General features: G+C 66.5%; 19 protein-coding genes and 1 pseudogene. 9 read left to right on the top strand and 11 right to left on the bottom strand.

The features are described from left to right. Positions 1-38: 38 nt before the first annotated feature. Complete coding sequence (locus tag BLS81_RS16130) at positions 39-2,702, top strand: TonB-dependent receptor (protein WP_093225387.1); 2,664 nt, start codon at positions 39-41, stop codon at positions 2,700-2,702. Further along, a complete protein-coding gene (locus tag BLS81_RS16125; protein ID WP_093225386.1) occupies positions 2,702-3,793 on the top strand; it encodes a Ca2+-dependent phosphoinositide-specific phospholipase C in 1,092 nt (363 codons plus the stop codon). The genes BLS81_RS16130 and BLS81_RS16125 overlap by 1 nt, the downstream gene beginning before the upstream one ends. Before the next feature lie 180 nt (positions 3,794-3,973). Here the strand turns inward: BLS81_RS16125 and BLS81_RS16120 are convergent. The 4 genes and pseudogenes from BLS81_RS16120 to BLS81_RS16105 form a co-directional block, all read right to left on the bottom strand. Next, positions 3,974-4,390 (bottom strand): annotated as a pseudogene (locus tag BLS81_RS16120) (transposase); the annotation flags it as partial. A 108-nt stretch (positions 4,391-4,498) separates the two neighbouring features. Continuing rightward, complete coding sequence (locus tag BLS81_RS16115; protein WP_093225384.1) at positions 4,499-5,968, bottom strand: tryptophan halogenase family protein; 1,470 nt, start codon at positions 5,966-5,968, stop codon at positions 4,499-4,501. A 2-nt stretch (positions 5,969-5,970) separates the two neighbouring features. Further along, positions 5,971-7,947, bottom strand: coding sequence for a glucosidase family protein (locus BLS81_RS16110; protein ID WP_256326292.1), 1,977 nt, complete (start codon positions 7,945-7,947; stop codon positions 5,971-5,973). Between the two features lie 132 nt (positions 7,948-8,079). Then, positions 8,080-10,725 (bottom strand): TonB-dependent receptor domain-containing protein, encoded by a 2,646-nt coding sequence (locus BLS81_RS16105; RefSeq protein WP_093225381.1) that lies wholly within the window; start codon positions 10,723-10,725, stop codon positions 8,080-8,082. Between the two features lie 203 nt (positions 10,726-10,928). Between BLS81_RS16105 and BLS81_RS16100 the strand changes: the two genes are divergently transcribed. Then, positions 10,929-11,465 carry an MAPEG family protein gene (locus tag BLS81_RS16100; RefSeq protein ID WP_093225380.1) on the top strand — a complete coding sequence of 179 codons (537 nt, stop codon included), beginning with the start codon at positions 10,929-10,931 and terminating at the stop codon, positions 11,463-11,465. A gap of 93 nt (positions 11,466-11,558) precedes the next feature. Here BLS81_RS16100 and BLS81_RS16095 read toward each other — a convergent pair whose 3' ends face one another. The 3 genes from BLS81_RS16095 to BLS81_RS16085 all read right to left on the bottom strand — a co-directional run bounded on the left by BLS81_RS16095 (position 11,559) and on the right by BLS81_RS16085 (position 13,829). Then, a complete protein-coding gene (locus tag BLS81_RS16095) occupies positions 11,559-12,524 on the bottom strand; it encodes a quinone oxidoreductase family protein (protein WP_093225378.1) in 966 nt (321 codons plus the stop codon). A gap of 40 nt (positions 12,525-12,564) precedes the next feature. Next, positions 12,565-13,131 carry a TetR/AcrR family transcriptional regulator gene (locus BLS81_RS16090; RefSeq protein ID WP_093225377.1) on the bottom strand — a complete coding sequence of 189 codons (567 nt, stop codon included), beginning with the start codon at positions 13,129-13,131 and terminating at the stop codon, positions 12,565-12,567. Between the two features lie 80 nt (positions 13,132-13,211). Next, complete coding sequence (locus BLS81_RS16085) at positions 13,212-13,829, bottom strand: TetR/AcrR family transcriptional regulator (RefSeq protein WP_176787197.1); 618 nt, start codon at positions 13,827-13,829, stop codon at positions 13,212-13,214. A gap of 81 nt (positions 13,830-13,910) precedes the next feature. Here BLS81_RS16085 and BLS81_RS16080 point away from each other — a divergent pair, with 81 nt between their 5' ends. Together BLS81_RS16080 and BLS81_RS16075 are read left to right on the top strand one after the other, a co-directional pair. Beyond that, positions 13,911-15,500 (top strand): ABC-F family ATP-binding cassette domain-containing protein, encoded by a 1,590-nt coding sequence (locus BLS81_RS16080; RefSeq protein ID WP_093225506.1) that lies wholly within the window; start codon positions 13,911-13,913, stop codon positions 15,498-15,500. Next, positions 15,488-16,720, top strand: coding sequence for an MFS transporter (locus BLS81_RS16075; RefSeq protein ID WP_093225373.1), 1,233 nt, complete (start codon positions 15,488-15,490; stop codon positions 16,718-16,720). Before BLS81_RS16080 ends, BLS81_RS16075 begins: the two co-directional genes overlap by 13 nt. Before the next feature lie 4 nt (positions 16,721-16,724). On the opposite strand, the gene BLS81_RS16070 is transcribed toward BLS81_RS16075, so the two are convergent. Beyond that, positions 16,725-17,150 (bottom strand): DUF1348 family protein, encoded by a 426-nt coding sequence (locus BLS81_RS16070; RefSeq protein WP_256326291.1) that lies wholly within the window; start codon positions 17,148-17,150, stop codon positions 16,725-16,727. 244 nt (positions 17,151-17,394) lie between these two features. Here BLS81_RS16070 and BLS81_RS16065 point away from each other — a divergent pair, with 244 nt between their 5' ends. Further along, a complete protein-coding gene (locus BLS81_RS16065) occupies positions 17,395-18,441 on the top strand; it encodes an alpha/beta fold hydrolase (protein WP_093225369.1) in 1,047 nt (348 codons plus the stop codon). Continuing rightward, positions 18,438-18,968 carry a cytochrome P460 family protein gene (locus tag BLS81_RS16060; protein WP_093225368.1) on the top strand — a complete coding sequence of 177 codons (531 nt, stop codon included), beginning with the start codon at positions 18,438-18,440 and terminating at the stop codon, positions 18,966-18,968. Before BLS81_RS16065 ends, BLS81_RS16060 begins: the two co-directional genes overlap by 4 nt. An 86-nt stretch (positions 18,969-19,054) precedes the next feature. Here the strand turns inward: BLS81_RS16060 and BLS81_RS16055 are convergent, their stop codons facing one another. Genes BLS81_RS16055 through BLS81_RS16045 form a run of 3 tightly spaced genes read right to left on the bottom strand, consistent with a single transcriptional unit; the run spans position 19,055 to position 21,574 of the window. After that, complete coding sequence (locus BLS81_RS16055; RefSeq protein WP_093225366.1) at positions 19,055-19,834, bottom strand: alpha/beta fold hydrolase; 780 nt, start codon at positions 19,832-19,834, stop codon at positions 19,055-19,057. 22 nt (positions 19,835-19,856) lie between these two features. Then, positions 19,857-20,270, bottom strand: a complete 414-nt coding sequence (locus BLS81_RS16050; protein ID WP_093225365.1) for an organic hydroperoxide resistance protein — start codon at positions 20,268-20,270, stop codon at positions 19,857-19,859. Positions 20,271-20,302: 32 nt separating this feature from the next. Then, positions 20,303-21,574, bottom strand: coding sequence for an epoxide hydrolase family protein (locus BLS81_RS16045; RefSeq protein ID WP_093225363.1), 1,272 nt, complete (start codon positions 21,572-21,574; stop codon positions 20,303-20,305). 230 nt (positions 21,575-21,804) lie between these two features. On the opposite strand from BLS81_RS16045, the gene BLS81_RS16040 reads away from it, so the two are divergent. Continuing rightward, positions 21,805-22,917, top strand: a complete 1,113-nt coding sequence (locus BLS81_RS16040; RefSeq protein ID WP_093225504.1) for a redoxin domain-containing protein — start codon at positions 21,805-21,807, stop codon at positions 22,915-22,917. A gap of 58 nt (positions 22,918-22,975) precedes the next feature. Further along, a complete protein-coding gene (locus BLS81_RS16035) occupies positions 22,976-23,821 on the top strand; it encodes an oxidoreductase (RefSeq protein ID WP_093225362.1) in 846 nt (281 codons plus the stop codon).

The raw sequence follows: 23,821 nt of genomic DNA, 5'->3' as shown, positions 1-23,821 counted from the left end.
CCCTCCCAGCAGCAAAAGCTGGCTGCGGGGGAACACGAATGTCGAGCTATTCACGCCTGTTCCGGGCGACGCTGCCGTTCACGTTGGCGGCCTTGGGGATCACACAACCAGCCGCGGCGCAAACGAAGGCCGCTGTTCCGAACACAGGCGAACAGGCGCGCGCGGCCGGTACCGAAGGCGTGGACGACATCGTCGTGACCGGCTCCTACGCGCAGAGCCTCGCGGCGGCGGCGGAAACCAAGCGCATGGCGGGCTTTGGCGTCGATGCGATCAACGCCACCGACATTGGCAAATTCCCGGCGCAGAACGTCGCGGAAGCGTTGCAGCTCGTACCCGGCGTGGCGATCACCCGCCCGCGCGGCGAAGGCTTGTACATCAGCGTTCGCGGCCTAGGTCCGCAATTCCAGAACACGCTGCTGAACGGCCGCCCGATCGCCATAAATGATCTCATCGAGAACGGCGGCGCCAACGGCCGCCAGTTCCGGTTCGAGATGCTGCCGGCCGAATTCGTCTCGCAGATCGACGTCGTGAAGACGCCGACCGCCGACATGACGGAGGGCGCGCTCGGCGGCAACATCGACGTGCACACCTTCCGTCCGCTCGAGGTCGGCACCAAGACCACGCTCAACCTGCGCGGCACCTACACGACACTGACGGACAAGGTGAAACCGAACGCGACCGCGCTCAGCAGCTTCAAGAGCGGCGACGGCACCTTCGGCATCCTCGCCGCCGCGCAATATTGGGGCAAGTCGGTCCGCAACGACCGCACCTACAATACCGGCTGGTACCTCGATAAGTTCAGCTCCGCGCTCGGTTCCGGCTTCTACACGCCCGGCCGCACGCGTCCGACGGTGGAAACCGAGGACCGCAAGCGCCTGTCCGGCCTGATCTCGGCGCAGTGGCAACCGACGCCCGAATTGCAGACGACGCTCGACGTGCTCGCGACTCGGCTGGACGTCGCCTATGACGAGTTCGGACTCGACATCTATCCCGACGATTCGAGCGTCGCCGGGCACAAGCCGGTGATCGTGCCCGGATCGGTAAAGCTCGACGGCGATACCGTGGTGGCCGCGACGATCAACGACGTGCGCTTCATGGGCACGCGCGAGTACAGCCTCAACCGCCATGACCTCATCACCATCGGCCTCAAGCAGGTGTGGAATCCCGCCGGCTGGAACATCGTCGCGAACGCCAACTGGTCGTATGCGCACAGCTTCCACCCGAGCTACGCCGAAGGCACCGTCCGCAGCCGTATCCAGTTCTTCGCGCCGCTGAGCTACGATGCGTCCGGCGGCTACAAGGTCGCCCCGACGATCACCACGCCGACCAACGTGCTCAATCCGGCGAACTACACGCTCTACCCCTTCAACATCGCACCCAAGAACAGCAAGGATTGGGACCGCTACGTCCGGCTCGACGTCGACCATGAGATGGACGGCTTCATCACCAAGCTGTCCGCCGGCGGCGAATATCACTCACGCAAGCGCGACTACCGCCGCCGGGACTTCACGGTGAACCCGGCCGCCAACACCACGCTCACCGGCTTCGCGCCCAACGGCTTTGAGCAGATCCCGTTCGATGATTTCCTGTCAGGCGTGCCGGGCAACTATCCCCGCACCTGGATCGTGCCGATCACCAGCGCGTTCTACGACAAGCTGTTTACGGACGCCGTCGCCAACGCCCCGCTCACCGCCGCCGATCTCCGCGCGTCCTACGTCGTCACCGAGAAGACGGCCGGCGGCTATGTGCGCGCCGACTATGCCTTCGCGCTCGGCGGGGTTCCGGTCACCGGCAACGTCGGCGTTCGCTATGTCCACACCGATCAGGTGGCGAGCGGTACGCTCACCACCGGCAACGTGGCGACCCCGGCCAGCTTTCCGCAGACCTTCAACGACTGGCTACCGAGCTTCAACCTGCGCGCCGAGCTTAGGCACGATCTCGTCGGGCGTCTCGCCGCGAGCCGGGTGCTGACCCGGCCGAACGTGACACAGAGCGCACCGCAGATCAGCGTTTCGACCGATCAGCCGACCGCGAGCGGCGGCAATCCGGCGCTGAAGCCTTTCCTCGCAACCCAATTCGATGCGTCGCTCGAATGGTACTTCAGCCGCCAGGGCTCACTGACCGGCGCGTTGTTCTACAAGGCGATGGACGACTATATCACCGCGCAGAACATCAACGTAGAGATCCCGGGCCGCGGCACGGTGCTGCTCAGCACGCAGGTGAATGGCGGCAAGGCCAAGGTCTATGGCGCGGAAGCGGCGTATAACCAGGTGTTCACCTTCCTACCGGCGCCGTTCGACGGTCTCGGCTTCCAGGCGTCCTACACCCATACCTCGGTGCAGGCGAACTACACGGCCGGTGCGCGCCCGATCAAGGATCAGTTGATCGGCCTGTCCAAGAACAGCTTCAACGTCGTCGGCTTCTACGACAAGGGACCGCTGTCCACCCGGCTGTCGTACACGTGGCGCGACAAGTATCTGACCGGCATCGGCAGCACCACGCAGGCGACCACGACGCAGGCGGCATTCGGGTCGCTCGACGGCAATCTGTCGATCCGCGCCACCAGCCGCCTGATGTTCAGCGTCGAGGCGATCAACATCGCCAATGCGAACACCTACAGCTACAATGAAAAGGAAATCCAGTTCGGCGAGATCAACAATTACGGTCGCACCGTGCTGTTCGGCGTGCGGGCGCAGTTCTGATGATCAGAGCCACTCTTTTGGGACTCGCGGCGCTGGCGCTCGGCGGTGCCGCCCCACCACTCAGGATGAACGACATCCAGGTCGTCGGCTCGCACAACAGCTTCAAGGCGCGCATCCCGAACGCGGTTATGGCGAAAATCCGCAAGGTGGAACCGAAGCTCGCTCAAGGGCTCGACTATTATCATCTGCCGCTCGCGCAGCAGCTTGATCGGGGGGTGCGCCAGCTCGAGATCGACATCTTTGCTGATCCTGAGGGCGGCCGTTATGCCGATCCCAAGGGCGAGGCCTTGGCGCGCGCCGCCGGCGAGACGACCAGCTTCGATCGCGCGGCGATGCTCGAGCCCGGCTTCAAGGCATTCCACATCCCCGACGTCGATTACATCAGCACCTGCGTTACGCTACGCCGGTGCCTGGGCGAGATCGACCGCTGGTCGCGCGGGCACCCTGACCACCTCCCGATCATGATCACCATCAACGCCGCCGACACGCCCTCGAACCGGCCTGGGATAAGCGATCCCATCCCGCTCGACGATCCGAAACTGCTCGACGCGCTGGATGGCGAAATCCGCTCGGCGTTCCCCGGGCATCGGCTCATCACGCCTGACGAGGTCCGGGGCAGTGCACCGACGCTGCGGCAAGCTATACGGGAACACGGCTGGCCGACTCTGTCGGCGGCGCGGGGCCGGGTCTTCATCCTTTTCGATGTCCGGAAGGACGTTTCGGAGGCGTACCGCAAGGGGCACCCGGCGCTTGCCGGGCGGGCAATGTTCGGCTGGTACTCGGAAGAAGACTCCGATGCCGCGATACAGATCGTCCAGGACCCGATCGTGGATGAGACCAAGATCCGGCGCTGGGTCGAGCAGGGGCTGATCGTGCGGACCCGCACCGACGCGAACACCGTGGAGGCGCGCGCGAACGACTTCACCAAGGCGCGTGCCGCGATGTGGAGCGGCGCGCAGGCGGTGAGCACCGATTATTATCCGGGCGCGCCCGACCCGCTGCGCACAGGCTTCACGGTGACATTGCCCGAGGGGCAGATGGCCCGATGCAGTCCGGTGCGGGTACCGGCCGGTTGCAGACTACGGCCGTGAAGACCGTGGCATTATCATCTGCGTCACGGCTTCCTTCGGCTCTCGTCAAGGCGTCTCGCCGCGACGACGAGGCGCCGCTCATCGTCGAGTGGACGGTTGGTGATGCGGCACGCCGCACACGCTGCCCATTATCCGGCAGTTGGTGGATTGGATAGACAACGGGCCGGGCTGCCCCTGACGTCAGGGTTTTGGAGTTTGATTCAAAATTGATTGGCGCGATTTCCTGATCTGGCGGCAAATGACGGGCGGGATCGAGCCGATGAACAGCCATGCGGTTGCCGATGCGATGGTCTGCTCGCGGTTTTGGCGAGCCGGCGGTTTCGGTTGAGCCAGGCGAGGGTCCGTTCGACGACCCAGCGTCGAGGCCGCACCTCGAAGCCTTTTGCGGCATCGGATCGCTTGATGATCCCGATGGTCCACTTGCCGATGCGGCGGAGGCGTGCTCGAGTTTGTTGCCGGCGTAGTCTCCATCCGCGAATACATGACGCAGCCACGAGAAGCGACCGACGATTCCGGCGAGCACCAGCGGCGCCCGTCCCGGTCTTGGATGTCGGCGGTGTGGATCACGGCGTGGACGAGATTACCTTCGGTATCGGTCCACATCGTTGTATCCACGCTAGTTCTTGGCGCCCGCCTGAATCAACGACAGGCAAAGCCGTCAAGCTAACCTGCTGGTACCATTCACCTTAATCTCCGATCAGGCTCTCAGACGCTGGAAAGTTTCAACACGGTTTCTTTGATCGCGTCCCGGACCGCTTGCAATTGCGCACGATTGTCGCTCTCGGACATGACGTCGAGGAGGGGGTTATAATCCCGCGCACGCACGCCCTGCCCGCTCAGCACCGCGAACCAACTCGCGTCCCGGAACAATTCGTCGGGGGCGAGCATGATCCGCCCCGAGGCGCGGAACTGGTCGATCTTGTAGGCGAGCGTCTCGGGGATCGGCATCGTCTGGCAATGCTGCCATAGCGGCTCGTTACGACCGTGCGTGCGGTGATAATGGAGGATCACGAAGTCGCGGATCTCCTCGATCTCCCGCGCGGACAGGCGATTGTACTGTTCGGCGAGCAAAGGATTCATGTCGGCGCGCGGGAACAGCGACAGCAACTTGCCGATACCGCTCTGGATGAGATGGATGCTCGTCGATTCGAGCGGTTCGAGGAACCCGCTCGCCAGCCCGATCGCCACCACGTTGCCGACCCATGCGCGGTTACGCCGGCCGGGGGTGAAGCGGATCAGGCGCGGGTCCGCGATCGGCGGCGACTCCATCGCGCCGACGAGCAGCGCGCGTGCGTCATCCACATCCTGAAAACGTGTCGAGAAGACATAGCCGTTGCCGACCCGGTGCTGGAGCGGGATGCGCCAGCGCCACCCCGCCTCCTGCGCGGTCGCTTGCGTGTATGGCGTGACCTGCGCCTCCGCCGCCGATGGCGCCGCCCACGCGGCATCGCAGGGCAGCCAGCGCGGCCAATCCTCGTATCCGGCGTGCATCGTTTGCTCGATCAGTAGCCCGCGAAAGCCCGAGCAATCGACGAACAGATCGCCCGCGACCTGCGCGCCGCCTTCGAGGACGAGCGCGCGGACGTGGCCGCTCGCCTCGTCCTGCTCGACGCTGACGACCTTACCCTCGCGCCGGACCACGCCCCGCGCTTCGGCCAGCCCACGCAGATGCGCGGCATAGCGCGCGGCGTCGAAGTGAAAGGCATAGCCGAGCGTTGACAGCAAGGAGCGCGGGTCGCCGACCGGCTTGGCGAAGCGGCGCGCGCGCGCCAGTTGCGTGGTGAGCGAGAAGACCTCGATCGGCGCTTCTTCGCCGGCGAGCCAGGCGCGGGCGAGTCGATGCGGGAACGTCGCTCCATCGCCCGGGCTGCCATAGGTGCCGAACGGATGGAAATAGGCGCTGCCCTCGCCCTGCCAGCCGCGAAACTCGATGCCGAGTTTCCACGTCGCGCCGGTGTCCGCCATGAAGCGCGCTTCGTCGATGCCGACCAGGCCGTTGAACCAGTGGATTGTCGGGATCGTCGCCTCGCCCACGCCCACCGTGCCGATCTCCTCGGATTCGACCAGCGTGATCGTCGTGCCGCTACGTTCGAGCGCCTTGGAGAGCGCCGCCGCGGTCATCCATCCAGCGGTGCCGCCGCCGAGAATGACGACCTCGCGGACCGGCTCCGCCATGCTCAGCGCGCCTCGCAGGCGGGAGCGCCGACCGGACGCTTCACCGCGAGATAGACCGTGCTCCACAGTTGCGCGGCGTTGGATTCGTCCGCGTCCGCGCCGCTCTCTCCGAACGCGGCGATATGGTAGCCGCCGTCAGTGTAGCGCCACGACCAGAGTTCGGAACTCTGCACGCTGCGGCTCGTATCAATGGCTTGCCACAGGCTCGCTTGCGTGGCGCGCAGCCGTTTGCAGGTGGCGGCGGGCAAGTCCCTGCGGGCGAGTTGGCGCGCGAGGCCAGCGGCGACAAGTGCCTGCTGCCACGACCAGATCACCGTGCCGTGGTAGGCGGTCGGCCCGAACCGCGCCTGAAGTTCGGGCGTCGCGAACACCGGATTGGCGACCAGCATGCCGACCCCGGTCATCAGCCCGGCGGGGAACGGGTTCGATATCGTCGCGCTCGCGGTGTCGAGCGCGGCCGGCGCGGGATGCCCGAACAGCATCGCGAAGCCGTCGTCGGAGTTTTCGATCGGCACCGGCTTGCCTTGAGCATCGAGCGCGATCGCGGTGAAGCGCGTCGGCGCGTCGCCGGCCACCGATAGCGCCGGTGCCGCGGGCACGCCCGCCAGCTTTGCGTAGCGTTCGATCGCGGCGCGGGCAGCGCCGGCGGAAACGCTTTGCGCGAACAGACCGGGCGCGCGCGCGGACCATGTCGCCGCCATCGTGTTCAACCCGGCGAGCGCGACCTTGTCCGCGGGTTTGAGGTACGGAGACAGCAATCCCGCGCGCGCCATCGCATCGATCGACTGGAGCGCGGCGGGCACCAGCACCGCATTGATATCGTACGGATAGCGGCCACCGCCGAGCCCATCGTTGCTGTCACGCCATTCGCCCGCATCCATGCCCTTGGTGAGCGAGATGAGGTTGCTCCAGCGCGGATCGCGCGCGAACGGCGTCGCGCGGGCGACGACGAAGCGCGCGTTGCGCACCAGCGCGTCACCCAACCGCTCGCCGCCTACCCGCTGCGCGAGAAAGGCTCGCGCGCGGGCGCGGCCGCGTGCATCATCGACCAGCCACGCGCTCGCGACGGGTGCGAGCAGGAACGGGCTGTCGACCATCTTGTAATCGTAGGTCGGCGCGGACGACGCCGGATCACCCGCGCGGCGATGATCGAGCACGGCGAACTCGCCGATATCTTCCTCATGCGCGACGTTGCCCTCCGGCGACAGCCGCTCCAGAACCGAGCGCAGCCCCGTCTCGACGGCTTCGGGCTGCAAGGCGGGCATCAGCAACCGGACCGACATCAGCGTGTCGCGACCGAAATAGGTGAGGAAGCGCCAGGAGCCCGCCAGGAATTTCTCATGATAGCTGAGAAACTGGAGTGCCGCGCGCGCCTGCGGATCGGCAGCGGCGGCGCGGTTGAGCAAAGTACCCGGCGCGAACGGCGTCAGCGGCGTTTCGCCGGTGAGCGCGGTGACCGTCACCGTGATTGTACCGTCCGCCGCGGCGGTCAGCGTCGTGCCGTCGAGCGTGCCGTGATCGACATGGACGCTCAGGGCATAGCCGGGGGCGCCATCGAGCCGGTCGCGCGACCAGCTGAGATCGCTGCCATGCGCCTGCACCGGAGTGTCGAGTTCGGCGGGCGCGGTGCCGAGCGCCTGATAGTCGCGCAGCACACGCACGCTGGTGAGCAGCGCGCGCTTGACGGCGAGGCGCGGCGTGCGGATCGTCGCGGTGAACGTGACGCCGTGAAGCGGTCGCCCGCGTCGGTCGGTGGTGGTGCGCGGGCGCGCGGGCGCCTTCATCTGCCATTCGGCAGGCGCCGCGACACGGTCGAACCAGAGCCCCACGCCGCTGTTGCCGGCGGGGAATGCGACCAGCACGCGCGGGTCTTGCCCCGAGCGCAGCAGGACATGGGCCGCGACCGGGCCTTGCTGCGTGAAGCTGTTGAGGTTCAGTCCCTCGCGCTGCCCGACATCCGCCCGCAGCGGTGTTGCCAAACCGACGCAAGAGGCAGCGAGCGCAATCAGGGCGACCGGACGATACGAGGCGCGCGGCATGAGGGTTCGCTCCTGCAAGAAAGGGCGTGGCCGGATGCGCACATCCGGCCACGATCCACGTGTGACGTGAGCTTACAGTTTGATCGTCGCGCTGACGATCGCGTTGCGGCCATAAATCGCCCGGCCATAGAAATAGCCGTTGACGATCGTCTGGGTCTGGCCTTGCCGCGGGTTGCCTTCGGTGAAGCCCTTGGTGTCGGTCAGATTGTCCACGCTGACGTTGATGTTGAAGCGCTCGGTGACGTTCACGCTCGCGCCGACCGAGAACACGCTGTAATCGGGCAGCGACACGCCATTGCCGGCATCGGCGAAGATCTTGCCGATATACTTCCAGCGCCCGTAGATCTCGCCAAGGCCGCCCGGCAGCACGAACGACGGCGTAACGGTCAGCAGCTTCTTGGGCGTGCGCTCGGGCGTGTTGCCGTTGTAATTGCCCGCGATCGGCGCGCTGAACGTGAGGTTGGTCAGCTTCGGATCCTGATAGACGCCGCTCACCCCCAGGCTGAAGAAGCTGATCGGGTGAATGTCGGCATCGACCTGAACGCCGTTGGTCCGGCTGTCGGCCAGCGCGTTGGTCTGCACCGACGGATTGTCGGGGTTGATGATCTGATACGACAGATCGTTGATCTCGGTCCGGAACCCGATCACCGACGCGTTGAAGCCCGGCCAGCGCAACCGAACGCCACCCTCGTACAGCGTCAGTCCGGTCGGCTTGTGCGTGCCGCCGGTGTCGCCGCCGTTGGTCTGGAAGCCATAGGCGCCGCGTGCGTAGAGCGACACGTGATCGGTGAGTTCGTAGTTGATGCCGCCGGTGTAGGCGGCCTTGTCGAACGACGCTGAGGTGCGGGTATATTGGCCGCTGAACGTGCTGCCGACGTTTTGCACCAATCCGGGCGTGCCGGGTGGAACCGGCGCTGGGGTTTGTGCCTCCGTCCCGATCGCCACGCCGACATGCTGATGCTCGAAGCGCGCGCCGAAGTCGATGTGCAGCTTATCGCCGATCTTGAGTTCGTCGTTGAAATAGCCGTTGATCGAGTTGACCTGGTCCTGGAAGATCCCCTGCCCCCAGTTGCCGTAATTGACCATGCCGCTGTTGGTGAGCGATCCCAGCACGTTGCCACCCGCGCCCAGCGCGACCAGATCATAGACGTGCGAGTTGCTGGTCACGTCGTTGAGGACCGTGGCCACCGCCGACTGATCGTTCTTGCGGCGCACGTTGTAGAACATCGCGCCGATGGTGAGCGAGTTGTCGATCGCGCCGCTGCTGGCATCCCACTTGACGCCGAAATTGCTGCCGAAATCCTTGGTGGACAGCGTCTGGTGGTTGAGCACCGTCTGTTGCAGCAACCCGTTGCCGTTGAGCGCGGCGAGCGCGGCGGTGTTGCTCGCCGGGATGACCGCGCCGGTCTGGATATCACGCAGGCCATATTGCGCGGTGCCGGGGAAAGCGGCCGCCGCAGCGGTGAAATATGGCACGCCGCCGACCGACACGGAGTTCAACGGTGATACCGCCGGGTTCAAATAATCCTGTGCAGACGTCAGTCCGGCCGTGCCGGCACCCGAGCCGGGGAAGATGCCGTTGAAGTCGTAATAGCCGTCGAGATAGCGGACATGCGCGAACACGCTGACGTGGTCGAAAACCGGCTTGTCGATGTCGATCCGATAGGTATCCGCCTTGACGCGGACGCCGGTGGTCGAGCGGAACGAGCGCAGGCTGTTGCCGGTCGCCGGGCTATCGGGCACGTTGAAGTTCGTGAAGTAGCGGCCGCCCACGTCGCCGGTCTTGAGATCAAGGCCGGGGATGCTGCTGATGTCGCCGTTGCTGCTCACCTTGAACGGCATGTCGGCGTAATAGGGGTTGTGCTGGTCGATCCGCTTGTAGGTCAGGCGGATGGTGCCGCCGTCGTCGAAGCGCTTCTCGAGCATCGCCTTGACGTTATAGCCCTCGAAGCTGAACGGGGTGTCGCGCACGCCCTTTTGTGACTGGACGTAGCCGCCGACGCTGAACGCGAGATTGTTGGCGATCGGTGCGGAGAAATATGCATCGGTGCGCAAGTCGCCATAGCTGGCGCCGGTGAAGCGCGCCGAAGCGACGGCCTTGTCGTAGCTGGGCTTGAGCGAGATGAAGTTGATCGTCGCACCAGCGCCGTTGGGCGCGAGCACGCCCGAGGTACCGCCCTCGACGGCTTCGAGCCGCGCCGTGGTGATGTCCTGCTGGAAATAGAAGTCTGCGCCGCCGCCGCCGTAGAGGATCGGCATGCCATCCTCTTCGAGCGTGATGAACGCCTGCGACCCGCCACGCAGGCCGCGCACCGAATAGTTGTTCGAGATCGGGCCGGCGGTACCCTCGACGAAAACGCCCGGCACCAGTTCGAGCGTCTCCGCGACCGAGCGCGGTGCCTTGCGCGCGATATCGGCGGCGCTCGCGAGCGTCACGTTCGACGAGCTGTTGAATAGCGTGCGCTTGCCGGAGGTGTTGCCGGTGACGATGATGTCGGCCATCTGCGCGCCATCGTCCGCGGGCGGCTGCGCGCCCGGCGGGGTGCGCGGCTCGGCCGCGTTCTGCGCCGCTTCCGCGGTCTGATTCGCGGGCGCGGTGTTGGCGGGGGTGGCGGCGGCTGGATCGCTGCTCGCCTGCTGGGCAAGCGCGGGGCCGCACACGAGCGTGGCACCCCCCGCGAGCAGCGTCGCGCGGATGGTGAGGGTAAGCTTTGACATGGAACGGTTCCTCCTGCGGGCCGATCTGATCGTCGGGCTCCGAGGCGGCTGCCGATACGCCCATTACGCGTGCGCTTCAATTTGATGGCACAAACAAGAATGACGTGTTGCAGATACGACACGGGCGGCGGCGCAATCGGCTCGCCGGACACCGGTCGTTGGTTCATGTGCAACCAGGTCCGTCTGGTGGTAGAGTTGACGGAATGCTTCCCCTCAACAACTTCCAGCGCGAACAACGTGGCGTTGCGATCAGGATGGTGGCGGCGCTCTGTATCACTGTCGTGGTGGTGGCAGCATGCCTCGAGTTGACAGACCCGACGCCTCTCCCGCTGGCGGATCGCCTGATCGTCGTTGCAAGGGCAGACCTGTTGGTTCTCGTCTGGCTTGCAGCGACGATCGGAAACGTCGCGCGACTACGGTTCTTCTCGGCCAACGATATCGCGGGGAGCGCCTCTACTATCGGTACTGACCGTGTAAGCCGCGCCAACGCAGTTTTGCAAAATACCTTGGAGCAGGTGGTGTTGGCCGTCCCGATCCATGTCGCGCTCGCGGTGCTCGTTCAGTCGTCGTCCGCGCTGATCATTGCGCTCGCGCTCCTTTTCGCCATCGGTCGTTTCCTGTTCTGGATCGGATATGCGAATGGCGCGCGATCGCGGGCGTTCGGGTTCGCCTTGACCTTCTATCCGAGCGTCGCGGGGCTCGTCATCGCCATGACCACGGCGGCGCGATTGTCGCTGTAGCCAGGTGAGGAGGGCGGTGATGGCGCGATCCACCCTCGACACTGTATTTCGGCGGCAGTCATCGGGCCACTCCCATGCCACGCAAGCGGCGCGTCAAGGGATGAGAAGCAGCTTGCCTGTGGTCGCCCGGCTCTCCATCTTCGCATGCGCGACAGCCGCATCGGCCAAGCCGAATGTCGTCGCTGGCGTCAACTGCAGCTTGCCGTCCCGAACCCAGCCGAACAAACGCGCGGCGCGCTCGCGCAACAGCTCGGGGGTGGGGATGTGATCGAAGAACACAGCGTACCCGATTTTGACGCTCCTCGGCAGGCTCAAGAGGTTGAAGGCGCTTGGCTCGCCGAGCACCGGACCATACCAGCAAAACGTGCCCGAGCGCCGAAGCGCGTCAAGCGACCCCTGGAACGTCACGGGGCCTGATCCATCATAGACCACGTCGACGCCCACTCCACCGGTGAGCTGGCGGACCTGATCCGCAAAGCGCCCCTCCCCATCAACAATGACGTGGTCCGCTCCAGCCGCTTTGGCGGTATCTATCTTAGCGGCGCTGGAGACCCGCCCGATCACCGTACCACCGCGTAACTTGATGATTTGAGACAGAATCTGTCCCAGCCCGCCCGCAGCCGCATGAACCAGCGCGACGTCGCCCGGCTTCACCGGGTAAAAATCTGTCGCGAAGTGGCTGGCCGTCAACCCTTGCATCATCAGCGACGCAGCCGTGACATCGGCGATATCGTCCGGCACCCGCACGAGCGAATCGGCGGGCACCGCGACCCGCTCGGCATAGCTTGAGGGCGCGAACACCCACGCCACCCGGTCGCCCACGCGAAAGTCCACCACGCCGGGGCCGACGTCGAGCACGCGCCCGGCACCTTCAACGCCGAGGATCGTCGGCTTATACCCGCCGCCGACCAAACCGCGCCGCGCGCCAATATCCATGAAGTTCACGCCGGCCGCCGCGACCTCGACCATCACGTGGCCAGGGCCCGCGACGGGTTCGGGCACGTCGGCATAGCGCATTACCTCGGCGCCGCCTGCCCCGTTCAACGTGACTGCTTTCATCTCAAACTCCTTGAACGATCATTCCAAAACACGATAAAAATTAGCGCAGCGCGCGTAGTGCGAGGTCGACCAGAGCGGCGAGATGCTCGGGCGAGGCACCGCCGCGCGCGGCGATACGGAGTCCAGCGATCGACGCGACGATGAAGGTCGCGATCGTTGCCGGATCGAGATCGATCGCGATATCACCCTCAGCCTGTCCGCGCTCGACCGTGCGGATGAGTAGATCCCGCAGAGCGCCGCCGATCGCGGTGCGGATTTCGGTCAACTCGGCGTGAAGCTGGCCGAACTCGACGATCGAGCCGACGCCCAGACACCCCCGCTCCGCTTCGCCGACGACCCTCTCCAGCATTGCGCGTATGCCGTCGATCGCTGCGGGCCGACTGGCGAGTGCCTCGCGGTGTGCGTTCGTCTCGCAGAGTCCGTAACGGCGTACCGCAGCCCGGTAGATCCCCCATTTGTCACCGAATGTGTTGTAGAGGCTCTGCCGCCCGATCCCCATGGCATCGACGAGCATCTGTGCCGAAGTGCCCTCGTAGCCATGCTCGCGAAACACCCCGACCGCGGCATCGATCGCCGCATCCTCATCGAATTCCTTTGGTCTTGCCATGCACCTGAGATAGGATATTTGAACGATTGTTCAATATGCCGCGCGCGGATTTCGATGCCGCAATGACGAGGCGGCTGATTTCAGGGGTGGACCGCGCGCAAGAACAACTGCCAACGCATCTCGAACACGGCATCCGGTTCCCAGTGCGGTGAGTCGGACCATTTAGAGCGGCTGGCGGCGCCGTCGAGCAGGTCGATCAGGATCTCGGCGATATTCATGGCCTGATCGAGATCCCACCCCTGTTCGGGTGCGGCAGCCCTGATCCCGTCGCACATAGGTTCGAGCGCGGCGGCGGACCACAGACGAAGCTTGGCCCGCAGATGATCGGACCGGCCGGCCTCCAGCGCGATCGCGATATAGAGCGTTGCGTAGCCCGGCGACGCCGAGAAGCCGAAATAGGTACGCGCGACAGCTCGCAGCTTCAGGAGCGGGTCCGCCTCGGTACGAGCGGCTTCGATCAACGCCGCCCGGAAGCGTTCTACGTCGCGGTCGACCACCGCCTCCAGCAAAACGAGCTTGTTGGCATAGCGCCGGTAGATCGTGTGCTTGGACGATCGCAACACCGTTGCGACCTCGTCGATCGTGGTTCCGGCATAGCCCTTCTCGGAGAACAGTGCGCGCGCGGTATCGAGCAGGGCTTCGCTGCGCGCAGCGGCCTCGGCCTGGGTCGGGCGTCCACCGCTTGCACGTTCGATCACGCCAACGGCCTCCACACCTTGTCCATTTCGCTATTCACTGTTAACGACACGAAACCGTGCCGTTTACTTTCGATGATCTCCATGCCTTCGATTAGCCTATCTGACCTTGCCTGGGCGACCCCTGACGGACGCGCCGTTTTCAGCGGGCTCGATCTCAGCTTTTCGCGGGAGCGGGTCGGGCTGGTCGGGCGCAATGGCGTGGGCAAGACGACGTTGTTCCATATCCTGTCTCACGACCTTACACCGACCGCTGGACGCGTGAGCATCGACGGGACCGTCCGGCTGATGCGGCAGCGGGTCAGCGCGGAAGAATGCGCGACCATCGCGGAGCTGTTCGGCCTCACCGAGGCGCTTGCCGTCCTACGGCGTGCCGAGACCGGCACGGCAACGCTCGATGATCTAGCGGTCGCGGACTGGACGTTGGAGGAGCGAGTCTGCGACGCGTTGGCGCAGGTTGATCTGGATGTGGGCATCTCCACCCCGCTGGCGGCGCTCTCCGGCGGTCAGCGCACCAGGGCGCTGCTCGCGGCGGCCATTTTCGCGAGCCCTGACTTCCTCCTGCTCGACGAGCCGACCAACAATCTCGACCGTGCGGGTCGTGATGCGGTCGCGCGATTGGTGGAAAACTGGAAAGCCGGGCTCATCATCGTCAGCCACGACCGCGAACTCCTCGACCGTGTGGACGCCATCGTCGAGATGACCAGCTTGGGCGCTTCCCGTTACGGTGGCAATTGGACCCAGTACCAGGCGCGAAAGGCGGTAGAACTCAGTGCCGCCGCGCAGGATCTCGCTCACGCTCGGAAGCAGCGGGCCACGGCCGAGCGCGACGCGCGTACAGCGAAAGAGCGACAGTTGAGGCGAGAGGCCGCGGGCGCCCGCAAGGCAGCGAAAGGGGACATGTCCCGCATCCTGCTGGGCGCGCGCAAGAACGCGGCCGAGGCGACCCGCGGCAATAATATTCGCTTGGCGGAAAGGCTGTCGGCTCAGGCGGACGCGGCGGCCGCGGCCGCCCACGAACGCGTCGAGAGATTGCAGAAGCTCTCGATCGTGCTCCCCTCGACCAACCTTCCCGCCGGCCGAACGGTGCTATCGATGGCGGGTGTATCGGGCGGCTATGATCCGGCAGCACCGATAGTCCGGCGCTTCAACCTGTCGATTGTGGGGCCGGATCGGATCGCGATCGTCGGGTCCAACGGATCGGGCAAGACGACGCTCCTGAAGCTCATCGGCGGTGAACTCGCCCCTTTTTCCGGGAATATCCACGTCGCCGCGACCATGGCGATGGTCGACCAGCAGGTCGCGTTCCTCGATCCCGACGCGACGATCCTCGAGAATTTCAAGCACCTGAATCCAGGCGCGACCGAGAATGCGTGCCGCGCCGCCCTCGCCGGCTTTCTGTTCCGGGCCGATGCCGCGCTCCAGCAGGTCGGCACGCTGAGCGGAGGTCAGATGCTGCGCGCGGGGCTCGCCTGTCGCCTCGGCGCCGATCAGCCGCCCGAACTGCTGATCCTCGACGAGCCGACCAACCATCTCGACCTGGACTCGATCGCCGCGATCGAAACCGCGCTGCAAGCTTACGACGGTGCGCTGCTCGTCGTCAGTCATGACGAGCCGTTCCTGCGGAACATCTCGATCTCGCGCCAGATCGAGGCAGACGCATGGGCCGCATGAGCCCGCGCTGGTATCGCGATCTGGACGCGGAGGGACGGCGTGCCGTCTGGAGCACCTATGGCGGGTTCATCCTCGATGCCATGAACGTGCAGCTCTACGCCTTCGTCCTGCCCGTGCTGCTCATCCTCTGGCATATGTCCCCGTCGCGCGCGGGCGTCCTCGCCACCGCCGCGCTGCTCTCCGGCGCGATTGGCGGCTGGGTCGCCGGCATGGTCTCCGATCGGATCGGACGGGTACGGGTGCTCCGGCTCACGATCCTGTGGCTCGCGATATCGAGCGCGGTATGTGGTCTCGCCCGCTCCTACGACGAACTGCTGCTCGCCCGGATCGTCCAGGGCGTCGGGTTTGGTGCCGAATGGGCGGTGGGCGCGGTCTTCATCGCCGAGGTTGCCGCGCCTGCGACACGCGGGCGCGTTACGGGCTCCGTTCAGAGCGCTTGGGCACTCGGCTGGGCGATTGCCGCGGTCGTAACGGCGGTGGCGCTCTGGCGCCTACCTCCCGAGCTCGGCTGGCGGGCCACCTTTTTCGTCGGGCTGCTACCGGCCGCTTGGGTGTACTGGCTTCGCACCCGCCTCGACGAGACGCCGAGCTTCTCTAGTCCGCAGGCCGAGGGCGACTGGCATGCGATCTTCTCAAGCGTTACGCGCGGACGCACCCTGCGCGGCAGCATCCTCGCGACCGGCACGCATGGCGGTTACTGGGCGCTGGCGACTTGGTGGCCGACCATGCTCCGCCTCGAACACGCGATGACGGCGGCACAGGCGACATCGCACGTGGCCACCCTCATCGGCGGCTCGTTCGCCGGTTACCTTCTTGGCGGCTGGCTCGGCGATCGCGCCGGTCGCAGGCTGACGCTCGCCACCTTCGCGGTCGGTGGCATCGCGGCGGTGCTCGCCGCCACCTTCCTGCCGCTCCCGGCCTTCGCTTTCCTTGCCCTGAACGCCGTGATCGGCCTGTTCGCACTCGGCCTTTACAGCGCGATCACCCCGGTGCTGACCGAACTGTTCCCGACCCGGCTGCGAGGCTCCGGGCTCGGCTTCTGCTACAACGTCGGCCGGGGTCTCGCAGGCGCGGGGCCACTGGCTATCGGGGCAAGCATCGCCGCGTTCGGCATCGCGCCCGCGATCGGGCTGTATGTAGCGTTTTCCTACAGCCTCGTACTGATCGCAGTGGCGCTACTTCCCGAAACGCGCGGACTCGAATTTGGCGCTGCCGCCTGAGGGATCAGAAACCCAGCTCGGACAAAGTCGGGTGGTCGTCCGGGCGCGCACCGGCCGGCCAACGCAGCGCGCGCTCGTACTCCGCGATCGGCAGTTCGTTGGCCGCGGTCAGGCGGCGGGTGACGAGGCCGGCGGCATCCAACTGAAGGTCTTCGCTGCCATAAACGCGGAACCACGTTCCGCCGTCATCGCGAAACTCGCGGGCGAAGCGAAGCGACAGGCGTCCCACCCCTTCGGCCCAGCCTTCCAGGAGCACGCGCGCGTCGATCTCGCGGCAGACCTGGCGCTGCGCATGAGCGCGGATCTGCTCGCGCCCCCACAGGAAGTGGACGCGGTCACGCCAGTGGCAATCAATGGTGTTGCCGAACACGATCGCGTCAAGATCGCGCCTGTTCCACGCGTTCTCGGCATCGCGGACGTGCCGCGCCATCGCGAGGCTGGGTTGGGGCATGTCGTTTCCCATCTACAAAGCCGGCCCGAAGGATTGCGGCCGGACGCGCAGGTCATCATCACCAGCACGGCCTCAGGTGCCAGTTAGGGGGTGTTAGTTCATGTTCCCCGTCGCGCGCGGACGCTGGTGCGGCAGGAGGCTGACAGCGCATAACAGCGCCTAACGGGTGCGCGCGCGCGTGCCGCGCTATTTCGGCGGCACCGCATAGTCAGGAGGAACCGCCATGGACATCGCCCCGACCGACGCTGTCGACACGAATCGCCGAAATTTCGTCACCGCCGCCGCCGCAGGTGCCGCCGCGCTGCTCGGCGGCGCCGCGAACGCGCACACGGCGGTCGCACCACGCCGCCCCATCACCCGTACCGCCTCCACGCTCGGGCCGGTGCGGCAGATCGACGCCGGCGATCTCAACGTCGGCTATGTCGACGTGGGGCCGGCAAATGGCCCGGTGGTCATGCTCTTCCACGGCTGGCCCTACGACATCCACAGCTTCGCGGAGGTGGTGCCGCTGCTGGTCGCGAGGGGTTACCGCGTCGTGGTCCCGCATCTGCGCGGCTATGGTACCACGCTGCTGCGGTCGCCCGAGATCGCCCGCAACGCGCAGCCGACCGCGCTGGCGACCGACGCCATCACGCTCATGGACGCGCTCCGCATCAAACAGGCGATCGTCGCCGGGTTCGATTGGGGCGGCCGCACCGCCGACATCTTGGCGGTGCTCTGGCCGGAGCGCTGCAAGGCGCTTGTTTCGGTCAGCGGCTATCTGATCGGTAGCCAGGCCGCCGGCGCCAAGCCGTTGCCGCCAAGGCAGGAGTTGCAGTGGTGGTATCAATTCTACTTCGCGACTGAACGCGGCAAGAGGGGCTATGCCGCCAACACCAACGCCTTCAACCGGCAGATCTGGGAGCTGGCGTCGCCGAAATGGGCATTCGACGATGCCACGTATCAACGCTCCGCCGCTTCCTTCGCCAACCCGGATCATGTCGATATCGTGGTCCACAATTACCGTTGGCGGCTCGGGCTCGCCCAAGGCGAGGCCAAATATGACGCGGCGGAGGCGAAGCTCGCCGCCGCGCCGGCGGTGTCGATCCCGGCGATCACGATGGAGGGCGATGCCAATGGCGCGCCGCACCCCGAGCCGGCGAATTACCGCGCGAAGTTCACGGGCCCGTATGCGCACCGGCGCATCACCGGCGGGATCGGCCACAACCTCCCGCAGGAGGCGCCGGCCGCCTTCGCGCGCGCCGTCCTCGATGTGGCGCGACTGGCATGATCGCCGCGCGACCAGCGCTCAGCGCGGCCGTGGCGCTGTTCCTCGTCGTCGCGCTCCCGAGGGTTGCGGCACGAGCGGCCGATCCCGCCGAGGCGTCGCCCGTCTATGGGGTAAGGCTACCGCCCGGCTACCGGGACTGGAAGCTCATCAGCGTCGCTCAGGAGAACGGCAAGACCAACGACATCCGCGCGATCCTTGGCAACGACATCGCCGTGAAAGCCTTTCGCGCCGGCACGCGCCCGTTCCCGGACGGGGCGACGATCGTTCGTCTCGCGTGGCGCTACCAATCGTCGCCGCGCAACGACGCCGTGTTCCCGGCCCCGCAGTCCTTCGTTGCCGGCGCGCCGACCAACGTACAGGTGAGCGTGAAGGACGCGAGGCGCTATGCCTCAAGCGGTGGCTGGGGCTACGGCCAGTTCGAGGGCGGAAAGGCCAATCGCGACGAGACACTCACCCGCTCGTGCGTCGCCTGTCACACGAAACTGCCGAAATCCGCGGATCTGGTTTTCACCGATTACGCGCGCTGAACGAACGCAAATGGTCGGCTAGGATTGGAGGCAGCGCCGACCCTGAACATGCGCGCCGGCGGAAGGTAAGCCGCCGGCGCGGCGCGTCAGCGGGTCGCTGCGGCGCGTTCGATCACCTGCGCGACCTCGCCCGGATGCGAAACCATGACGACGTGCGACGCGCCCTTCACGACCACCGTCTGCCGGGCGTGCGCACGCGCCGCCATGAAGCCGAGCGCGGCGGGCGGGATGTTGCGGTCGCGGTCGCCATAGACGAAGTAGGACGGGATGCGCTTCCAGCCCGGTTGGGGCGACGGCTCGGTGAGCGCCCCCGCCGCGATCGGGCGCTGCCCGACCGACATCAGATATGCCCGTGCCGGGTCGACGTCGGCGGCGAACTGCGCGGGGAACTTGCCCTGCACGATGTAGAGGTTCTTGCCGCCACCCGGTAGCGGTACGGGTGGCGTGAGTGCACCGGCGAGCGTGCTGCCGGGGAACTTGCCGCTCAGCCCGAGCGCGGTCTCGCCCGCGTCGGGCGCGAAGGCGCTGACATAGACCAATGCCTTGACGTTGGCCGCACCGGTCGCGGCGGCACTGATGACCGAGCCGCCATAGGAATGGCCGACCAGCACGACCCGCCCCTTCAGGCGCGAGACGACGCTCGTGATCTCGGCCGCGTCGCTGCGCACCCCGCGCAGCGGGTTTTCCATCGCGATCACGAAATAGCCGTCTCTGCGCAGGATCGGGATCACCCCGTTCCAGCTCGACGAGTCCGCGAAGGCGCCGTGGACGAGCACGATGATGGGCTTGGCAGGCGCCTGCGCCTGCGCGGTAGGCGCGATGAGGGCCGCGGCGAGCGCGAGCCCGCCGGCGAGGAACGTTTTCATGGCGTTTTCCTTTCGGGAACGGTCAGGCGAGTGTGACGACCGCGTCGATGTTGCCCTTGATCGCCTTCGAATAGGGGCAGGTGCGGTGGGCGGTGTCGATGAGCTGGCGCGCGACATCCGCGTCGAGCCCCGGCGCGCGGACGGTCAGCCGGGCGGCGAGCGAATAGCCGTCCTCGCCCTGCCGCAGGCTCACCTCGGCATCGATCGCGAGGTCGTGCGGAAGCGCGATGCCCTTGGCGCGCGCGGCGTGCGCCATCGCGCCCTCGAAGCAGGCCGACCAGCCGGCCGCGAACAATTGCTCGGGATTGGTGCCCTGCCCCGGCCCGCCCGGCACCGACAGCGTGAGATCGAGCCGGCCGTCGGAACTCCGCGCGGCCCCGTCGCGTCCGCCGGTGACATGGACGTTGGCGGTGTAGAGCGTCTTGGTGTCGGACATGGTCTATCTCCTGATACTGCGTAAAGGATCGGTCAGCGGATCGATCGGAAGGCGGCGCGCACCTCATCGGCGAAGATCGCGGGCTGTTCCCAGGCGGCGAAATGGCCGCCGCCGCGCGCTTCGTTGAAATAGAAGAGGTCGGTGTAGGCGCGCTCCGCCCAGCTCCGGGGAGCGCGGAAGATCTCGCCCGGAAAGACGCTCACCGCGACGGGCAGGTCGATCACGCCGCGCGCATTGAAGTTGTTGCTATGGTCTTCCCAGTAGATCCGCGCCGCCGACGCGCCAGTCCTGGTCAGCCAATAAAGCGAGATGTCGTCGAGGATTTCGTCGCGCGTCAGCACGCGCAGCGGATCGCCGTTCGCGTACACCCATTGCGCGATCTTCTCGTACATCCACGCCGCGAGCGCGACGGGCGAATCGACCAGCGCATAGCCGATCGTCTGCGGCCGGGTGTTCATCTCGATCGCATAGCCGGCATTGTCCCGGTAGAAGGCCGCGAGCTGGTCGAACGCACCGCGCTCCTTGGGCGTGAGCGTCGCCGGCGCGGGATCTCCGGCCGCGAGCGTGCGGGCGATATCGGCCGGCACGACGGCGGGCATGTTGAGGTGGATGGCGAGCAACCCCGGCACCTTCTGCAACGCCATGCGCTGCGAGATGACCGAACCGCAGTCACCGCCTTGCGAAACATATTTCGCATAGCCGAGCCGCCGCATCAGCGTCGCCCAGGCGCGCGCCGTGCGATCCGAACCCCAGCCGATCGTGGTCGGCCGGGCCGAGAAGCCGAAGCCGGGAATCGAGGGAATCACGAGGTGGAAGGCGTCCTCGGCCTTGCCGCCGTGCGCGGTCGGGTCGGTCAGCGGCCCGATCACCTTGAGGAATTCCAGCACCGAGCCCGGCCAGCCGTGCGTCAGGATCATCGGCAGGGCATGGTCGTGGCGCGAGCGAACGTGGATGAAGTGGATGTCGAGACCGTCGATCTCGGTGATGAACATCGGCAGCGCGTTGAGCCGCGCCTCGATCTTGCGCCAGTCGTACGCGCCGCCCCAATAGCGTAACAGCGGCTCGATCGTCTGGCGGCGCACGCCCTGCCCATCATCAGGCGCCGGCTGCGCGTCCGCCCAGCGCGTGTCGGCGATGCGCCGCTTCATTCCATCGACCTCCGCGCGCGGTATCGCCACCTTGAACGGGCGGATCGCCGTGCCGCCGGCCTCAGCGCGGAGCATCGCGGGCAGCACCCCCGCCGCTCCCGCCGCCGCCGCGCTCGCCATGAACGTGCGGCGCGTTGTCATGAGGTCTTCGAGCATTTGCCGTCTCCCTGCCCCGGATCGACCCGGTCGAACCCGAAGTAGCGGGATGGCGGCGCGATGCCCGTTATCGCCAGTGATCCGGCGTTAGACGGTGATGGTCCGCGCGATCGGCGACGGACCTCTCAGTGTCTAACAGCGTGCGCGCGACGACTAACACCGGATTGCCGCCCGCCACGCCTAACGTGCGGACCAACCCGGCCGAGGCCGACAGCGCGAGAGAAACGGTCATGTTCAGGATCCGCTCCTTCACCTTCGCGGCGGCCGCCGCTCTGGTCGCCGGCGTCACCACGGCGGTGTGCTGCGGGGAGGCGCTGCAACTGGTCGCCGCCAAGCCGCTGCCGGTGCAGTCGGCGATCGCCGCCGCACCCGCGGACGCATCAGCGCAGCCGCTATCGGCCCTGTCCGAAGCGGAGCCGTGGCTCACCGCCGTTCCGGGCGGCGTGGCGGCGCTGCGCGGCAAGGTCGTGGTGGTGAATTTCTGGACCTATTCCTGCATCAACTCGCTGCGGGCGCTCCCGGCACTGCGCGCGTGGGACCAGCGCTACCGCGACAAGGGGCTGGTCGTCATCGGCGTGCACGCGCCCGAATTCGCGTTCGAGAAGGATCCGGCCAAGGTGCGCACCGCGTTGCGCGACCTCGGCGTGCGCTATCCCAACGTGCAGGACAATCACTACGCGACATGGCAGCGGTTCGGGAACGAGGGCTGGCCCGGCTTCTACTTCATCGACCCCAAGGGCGCGATCCGCGGCTATCGGCTCGGCGAGGGCCATTATGACGAGGCCGAACGGCTGATCCGCACGCTGCTGACCGAAGCGGGCCAAGACGTTTCCGGCATCAGGCCTGCCCCGCCGGTCGGGACAGGGATACAGGCCGAAGCCGATTGGAAAAACCTCCGCTCGCCCGAATCCTACCTCGGCTATGCCAAAGCCGGAGATTTCCAGTCGCCGGACGGGCTCCGGCGCGACGTCGCGCACCGCTACCAACCGGCGGCGAGCCTATCGCCGAACCATTGGGATCTTGCCGGGGTATGGGCAATCGGACGCGAGTTCGCGACCCTCGGCGGGACGACGGGTGCGATCCGCTATCGCTTCCACGCGCGGGATCTTCATCTGGTGCTCGGCGGCGCGGCGGACGGCCAGCCGGTCCGCTTCCGGGTTCTCATCGACGGCGCCCCGCCGGGCGCTAGCCACGGTGCCGATGTCGATGCGGCTGGTTGGGGCGAAGTTCGACAAGACCGGCTGTACCAGCTCGTTCGTCAGGCCGGCGTCATCGCCGATCGCACCGTGACGGTCGCGTTCACCCGGCCCGGCGTGCGCGCCTATGTCTTCACCTTCGGATGACAGCTCGGGCTTGAACGGACGTTCCAAAACATTCATACCGCACATGGAAGGGCAAAGCATGGCACGAACGTGGTTGATTACCGGCAGCTCTCGCGGCTTCGGTCGGGCGCTGTGTGAAGCCGTCCTCGAATCGGGCGACAATCTCCTCGCAACCGCGCGTGATCCCGGTCAGCTCCAGTCGTTGGCGGCGCGGCGGCCGGGCCAGCTCGCCACCGCCGCGCTGGACGTCACCAACGAAGCGCAGGCGCTGGCCGCGGTCGCGACCGCCATTCGCACGTTCGGCGGCCTCGACGTGCTCGTGAACAACGCCGGCTACGGCAATATCGGCTCGGTCGAGGATACGTCGATCGAGTCCTTTCGCGAGCAGATCGAAACCAATTTGTTCGGCACCATCATCATGACCAAGGCGGTAATTCCCCATATGCGCGAACGCCGCAGCGGGCATATCGTGCAATTCTCCTCGGTGGGGGGTCGCCTGGGCGCCCCCGGCCGCGCGCCCTATTCCGCCGCGAAGTGGGGCGTGGAGGGTTTTTCCGAAGTGCTGGCGCAAGAGATGGCGTCGATCGGCGTACGCGTCACCATCATCGAACCGGGCGGCTTTCGCACCGACTTCGCGGGCGCATCGACCAGTCTCGACAGCGGCCGCCCCGAATATGACGCGGTGGTGGGCAAGGCGGCACGCATGCAGCAGGCATATGACGGCCACCAGCCGGGCGACCCGCGGCGCGGCGCGCACGCCATCCTCGTGATCGTCGCGGCCGACGCACCGCCCTTGCGACTGCCGCTCGGCTCGGATGCGGTCGCCGCGCTCGAGCGTGGCGATCGCGCCCGGCTGGAAGAATTGACGGCGTGGCGGGCGCTCAGCATCTCGACCGATTTTCCGTCGGACGACGGTAGCGCCTGA

The organism is Sphingomonas sp. NFR15 (assembly GCF_900103265.1).
Lineage (GTDB): Bacteria > Pseudomonadota > Alphaproteobacteria > Sphingomonadales > Sphingomonadaceae > Sphingomonas > Sphingomonas pollutisoli.
The sequence above is the reverse complement of the archived record's forward strand: the minus strand, read 5'-3'. Positions and strand labels throughout refer to the sequence as shown.

Excerpts from the sequence above, each read along its gene's own strand:
- BLS81_RS16105 (WP_093225381.1), bottom strand. The coding sequence starts at position 10,725 with ATGTCAAAGCTTACCCTCACCATCCGCGCGACGCTGCTCGCGGGGGGT.
- BLS81_RS16095 (WP_093225378.1), bottom strand. The coding sequence starts at position 12,524 with ATGAAAGCAGTCACGTTGAACGGGGCAGGCGGCGCCGAGGTAATGCGC.
- BLS81_RS16060 (WP_093225368.1), top strand. The coding sequence starts at position 18,438 with ATGATCGCCGCGCGACCAGCGCTCAGCGCGGCCGTGGCGCTGTTCCTC.
- BLS81_RS16065 (WP_093225369.1), top strand. The coding sequence starts at position 17,395 with ATGGACATCGCCCCGACCGACGCTGTCGACACGAATCGCCGAAATTTC.
- BLS81_RS16100 (WP_093225380.1), top strand. The coding sequence starts at position 10,929 with ATGCTTCCCCTCAACAACTTCCAGCGCGAACAACGTGGCGTTGCGATC.
- BLS81_RS16075 (WP_093225373.1), top strand. The coding sequence starts at position 15,488 with ATGGGCCGCATGAGCCCGCGCTGGTATCGCGATCTGGACGCGGAGGGA.
- BLS81_RS16090 (WP_093225377.1), bottom strand. The coding sequence starts at position 13,131 with ATGGCAAGACCAAAGGAATTCGATGAGGATGCGGCGATCGATGCCGCG.
- BLS81_RS16070 (WP_256326291.1), bottom strand. The coding sequence starts at position 17,150 with ATGGCGCGGCACGTCCGCGATGCCGAGAACGCGTGGAACAGGCGCGAT.
- BLS81_RS16050 (WP_093225365.1), bottom strand. The coding sequence starts at position 20,270 with ATGTCCGACACCAAGACGCTCTACACCGCCAACGTCCATGTCACCGGC.
- BLS81_RS16080 (WP_093225506.1), top strand. The coding sequence starts at position 13,911 with ATGCCTTCGATTAGCCTATCTGACCTTGCCTGGGCGACCCCTGACGGA.
- BLS81_RS16130 (WP_093225387.1), top strand. The coding sequence starts at position 39 with ATGTCGAGCTATTCACGCCTGTTCCGGGCGACGCTGCCGTTCACGTTG.
- BLS81_RS16045 (WP_093225363.1), bottom strand. The coding sequence starts at position 21,574 with ATGCTCGAAGACCTCATGACAACGCGCCGCACGTTCATGGCGAGCGCG.
- BLS81_RS16040 (WP_093225504.1), top strand. The coding sequence starts at position 21,805 with ATGTTCAGGATCCGCTCCTTCACCTTCGCGGCGGCCGCCGCTCTGGTC.
- BLS81_RS16115 (WP_093225384.1), bottom strand. The coding sequence starts at position 5,968 with ATGGCGGAGCCGGTCCGCGAGGTCGTCATTCTCGGCGGCGGCACCGCT.
- BLS81_RS16125 (WP_093225386.1), top strand. The coding sequence starts at position 2,702 with ATGATCAGAGCCACTCTTTTGGGACTCGCGGCGCTGGCGCTCGGCGGT.
- BLS81_RS16055 (WP_093225366.1), bottom strand. The coding sequence starts at position 19,834 with ATGAAAACGTTCCTCGCCGGCGGGCTCGCGCTCGCCGCGGCCCTCATC.
- BLS81_RS16035 (WP_093225362.1), top strand. The coding sequence starts at position 22,976 with ATGGCACGAACGTGGTTGATTACCGGCAGCTCTCGCGGCTTCGGTCGG.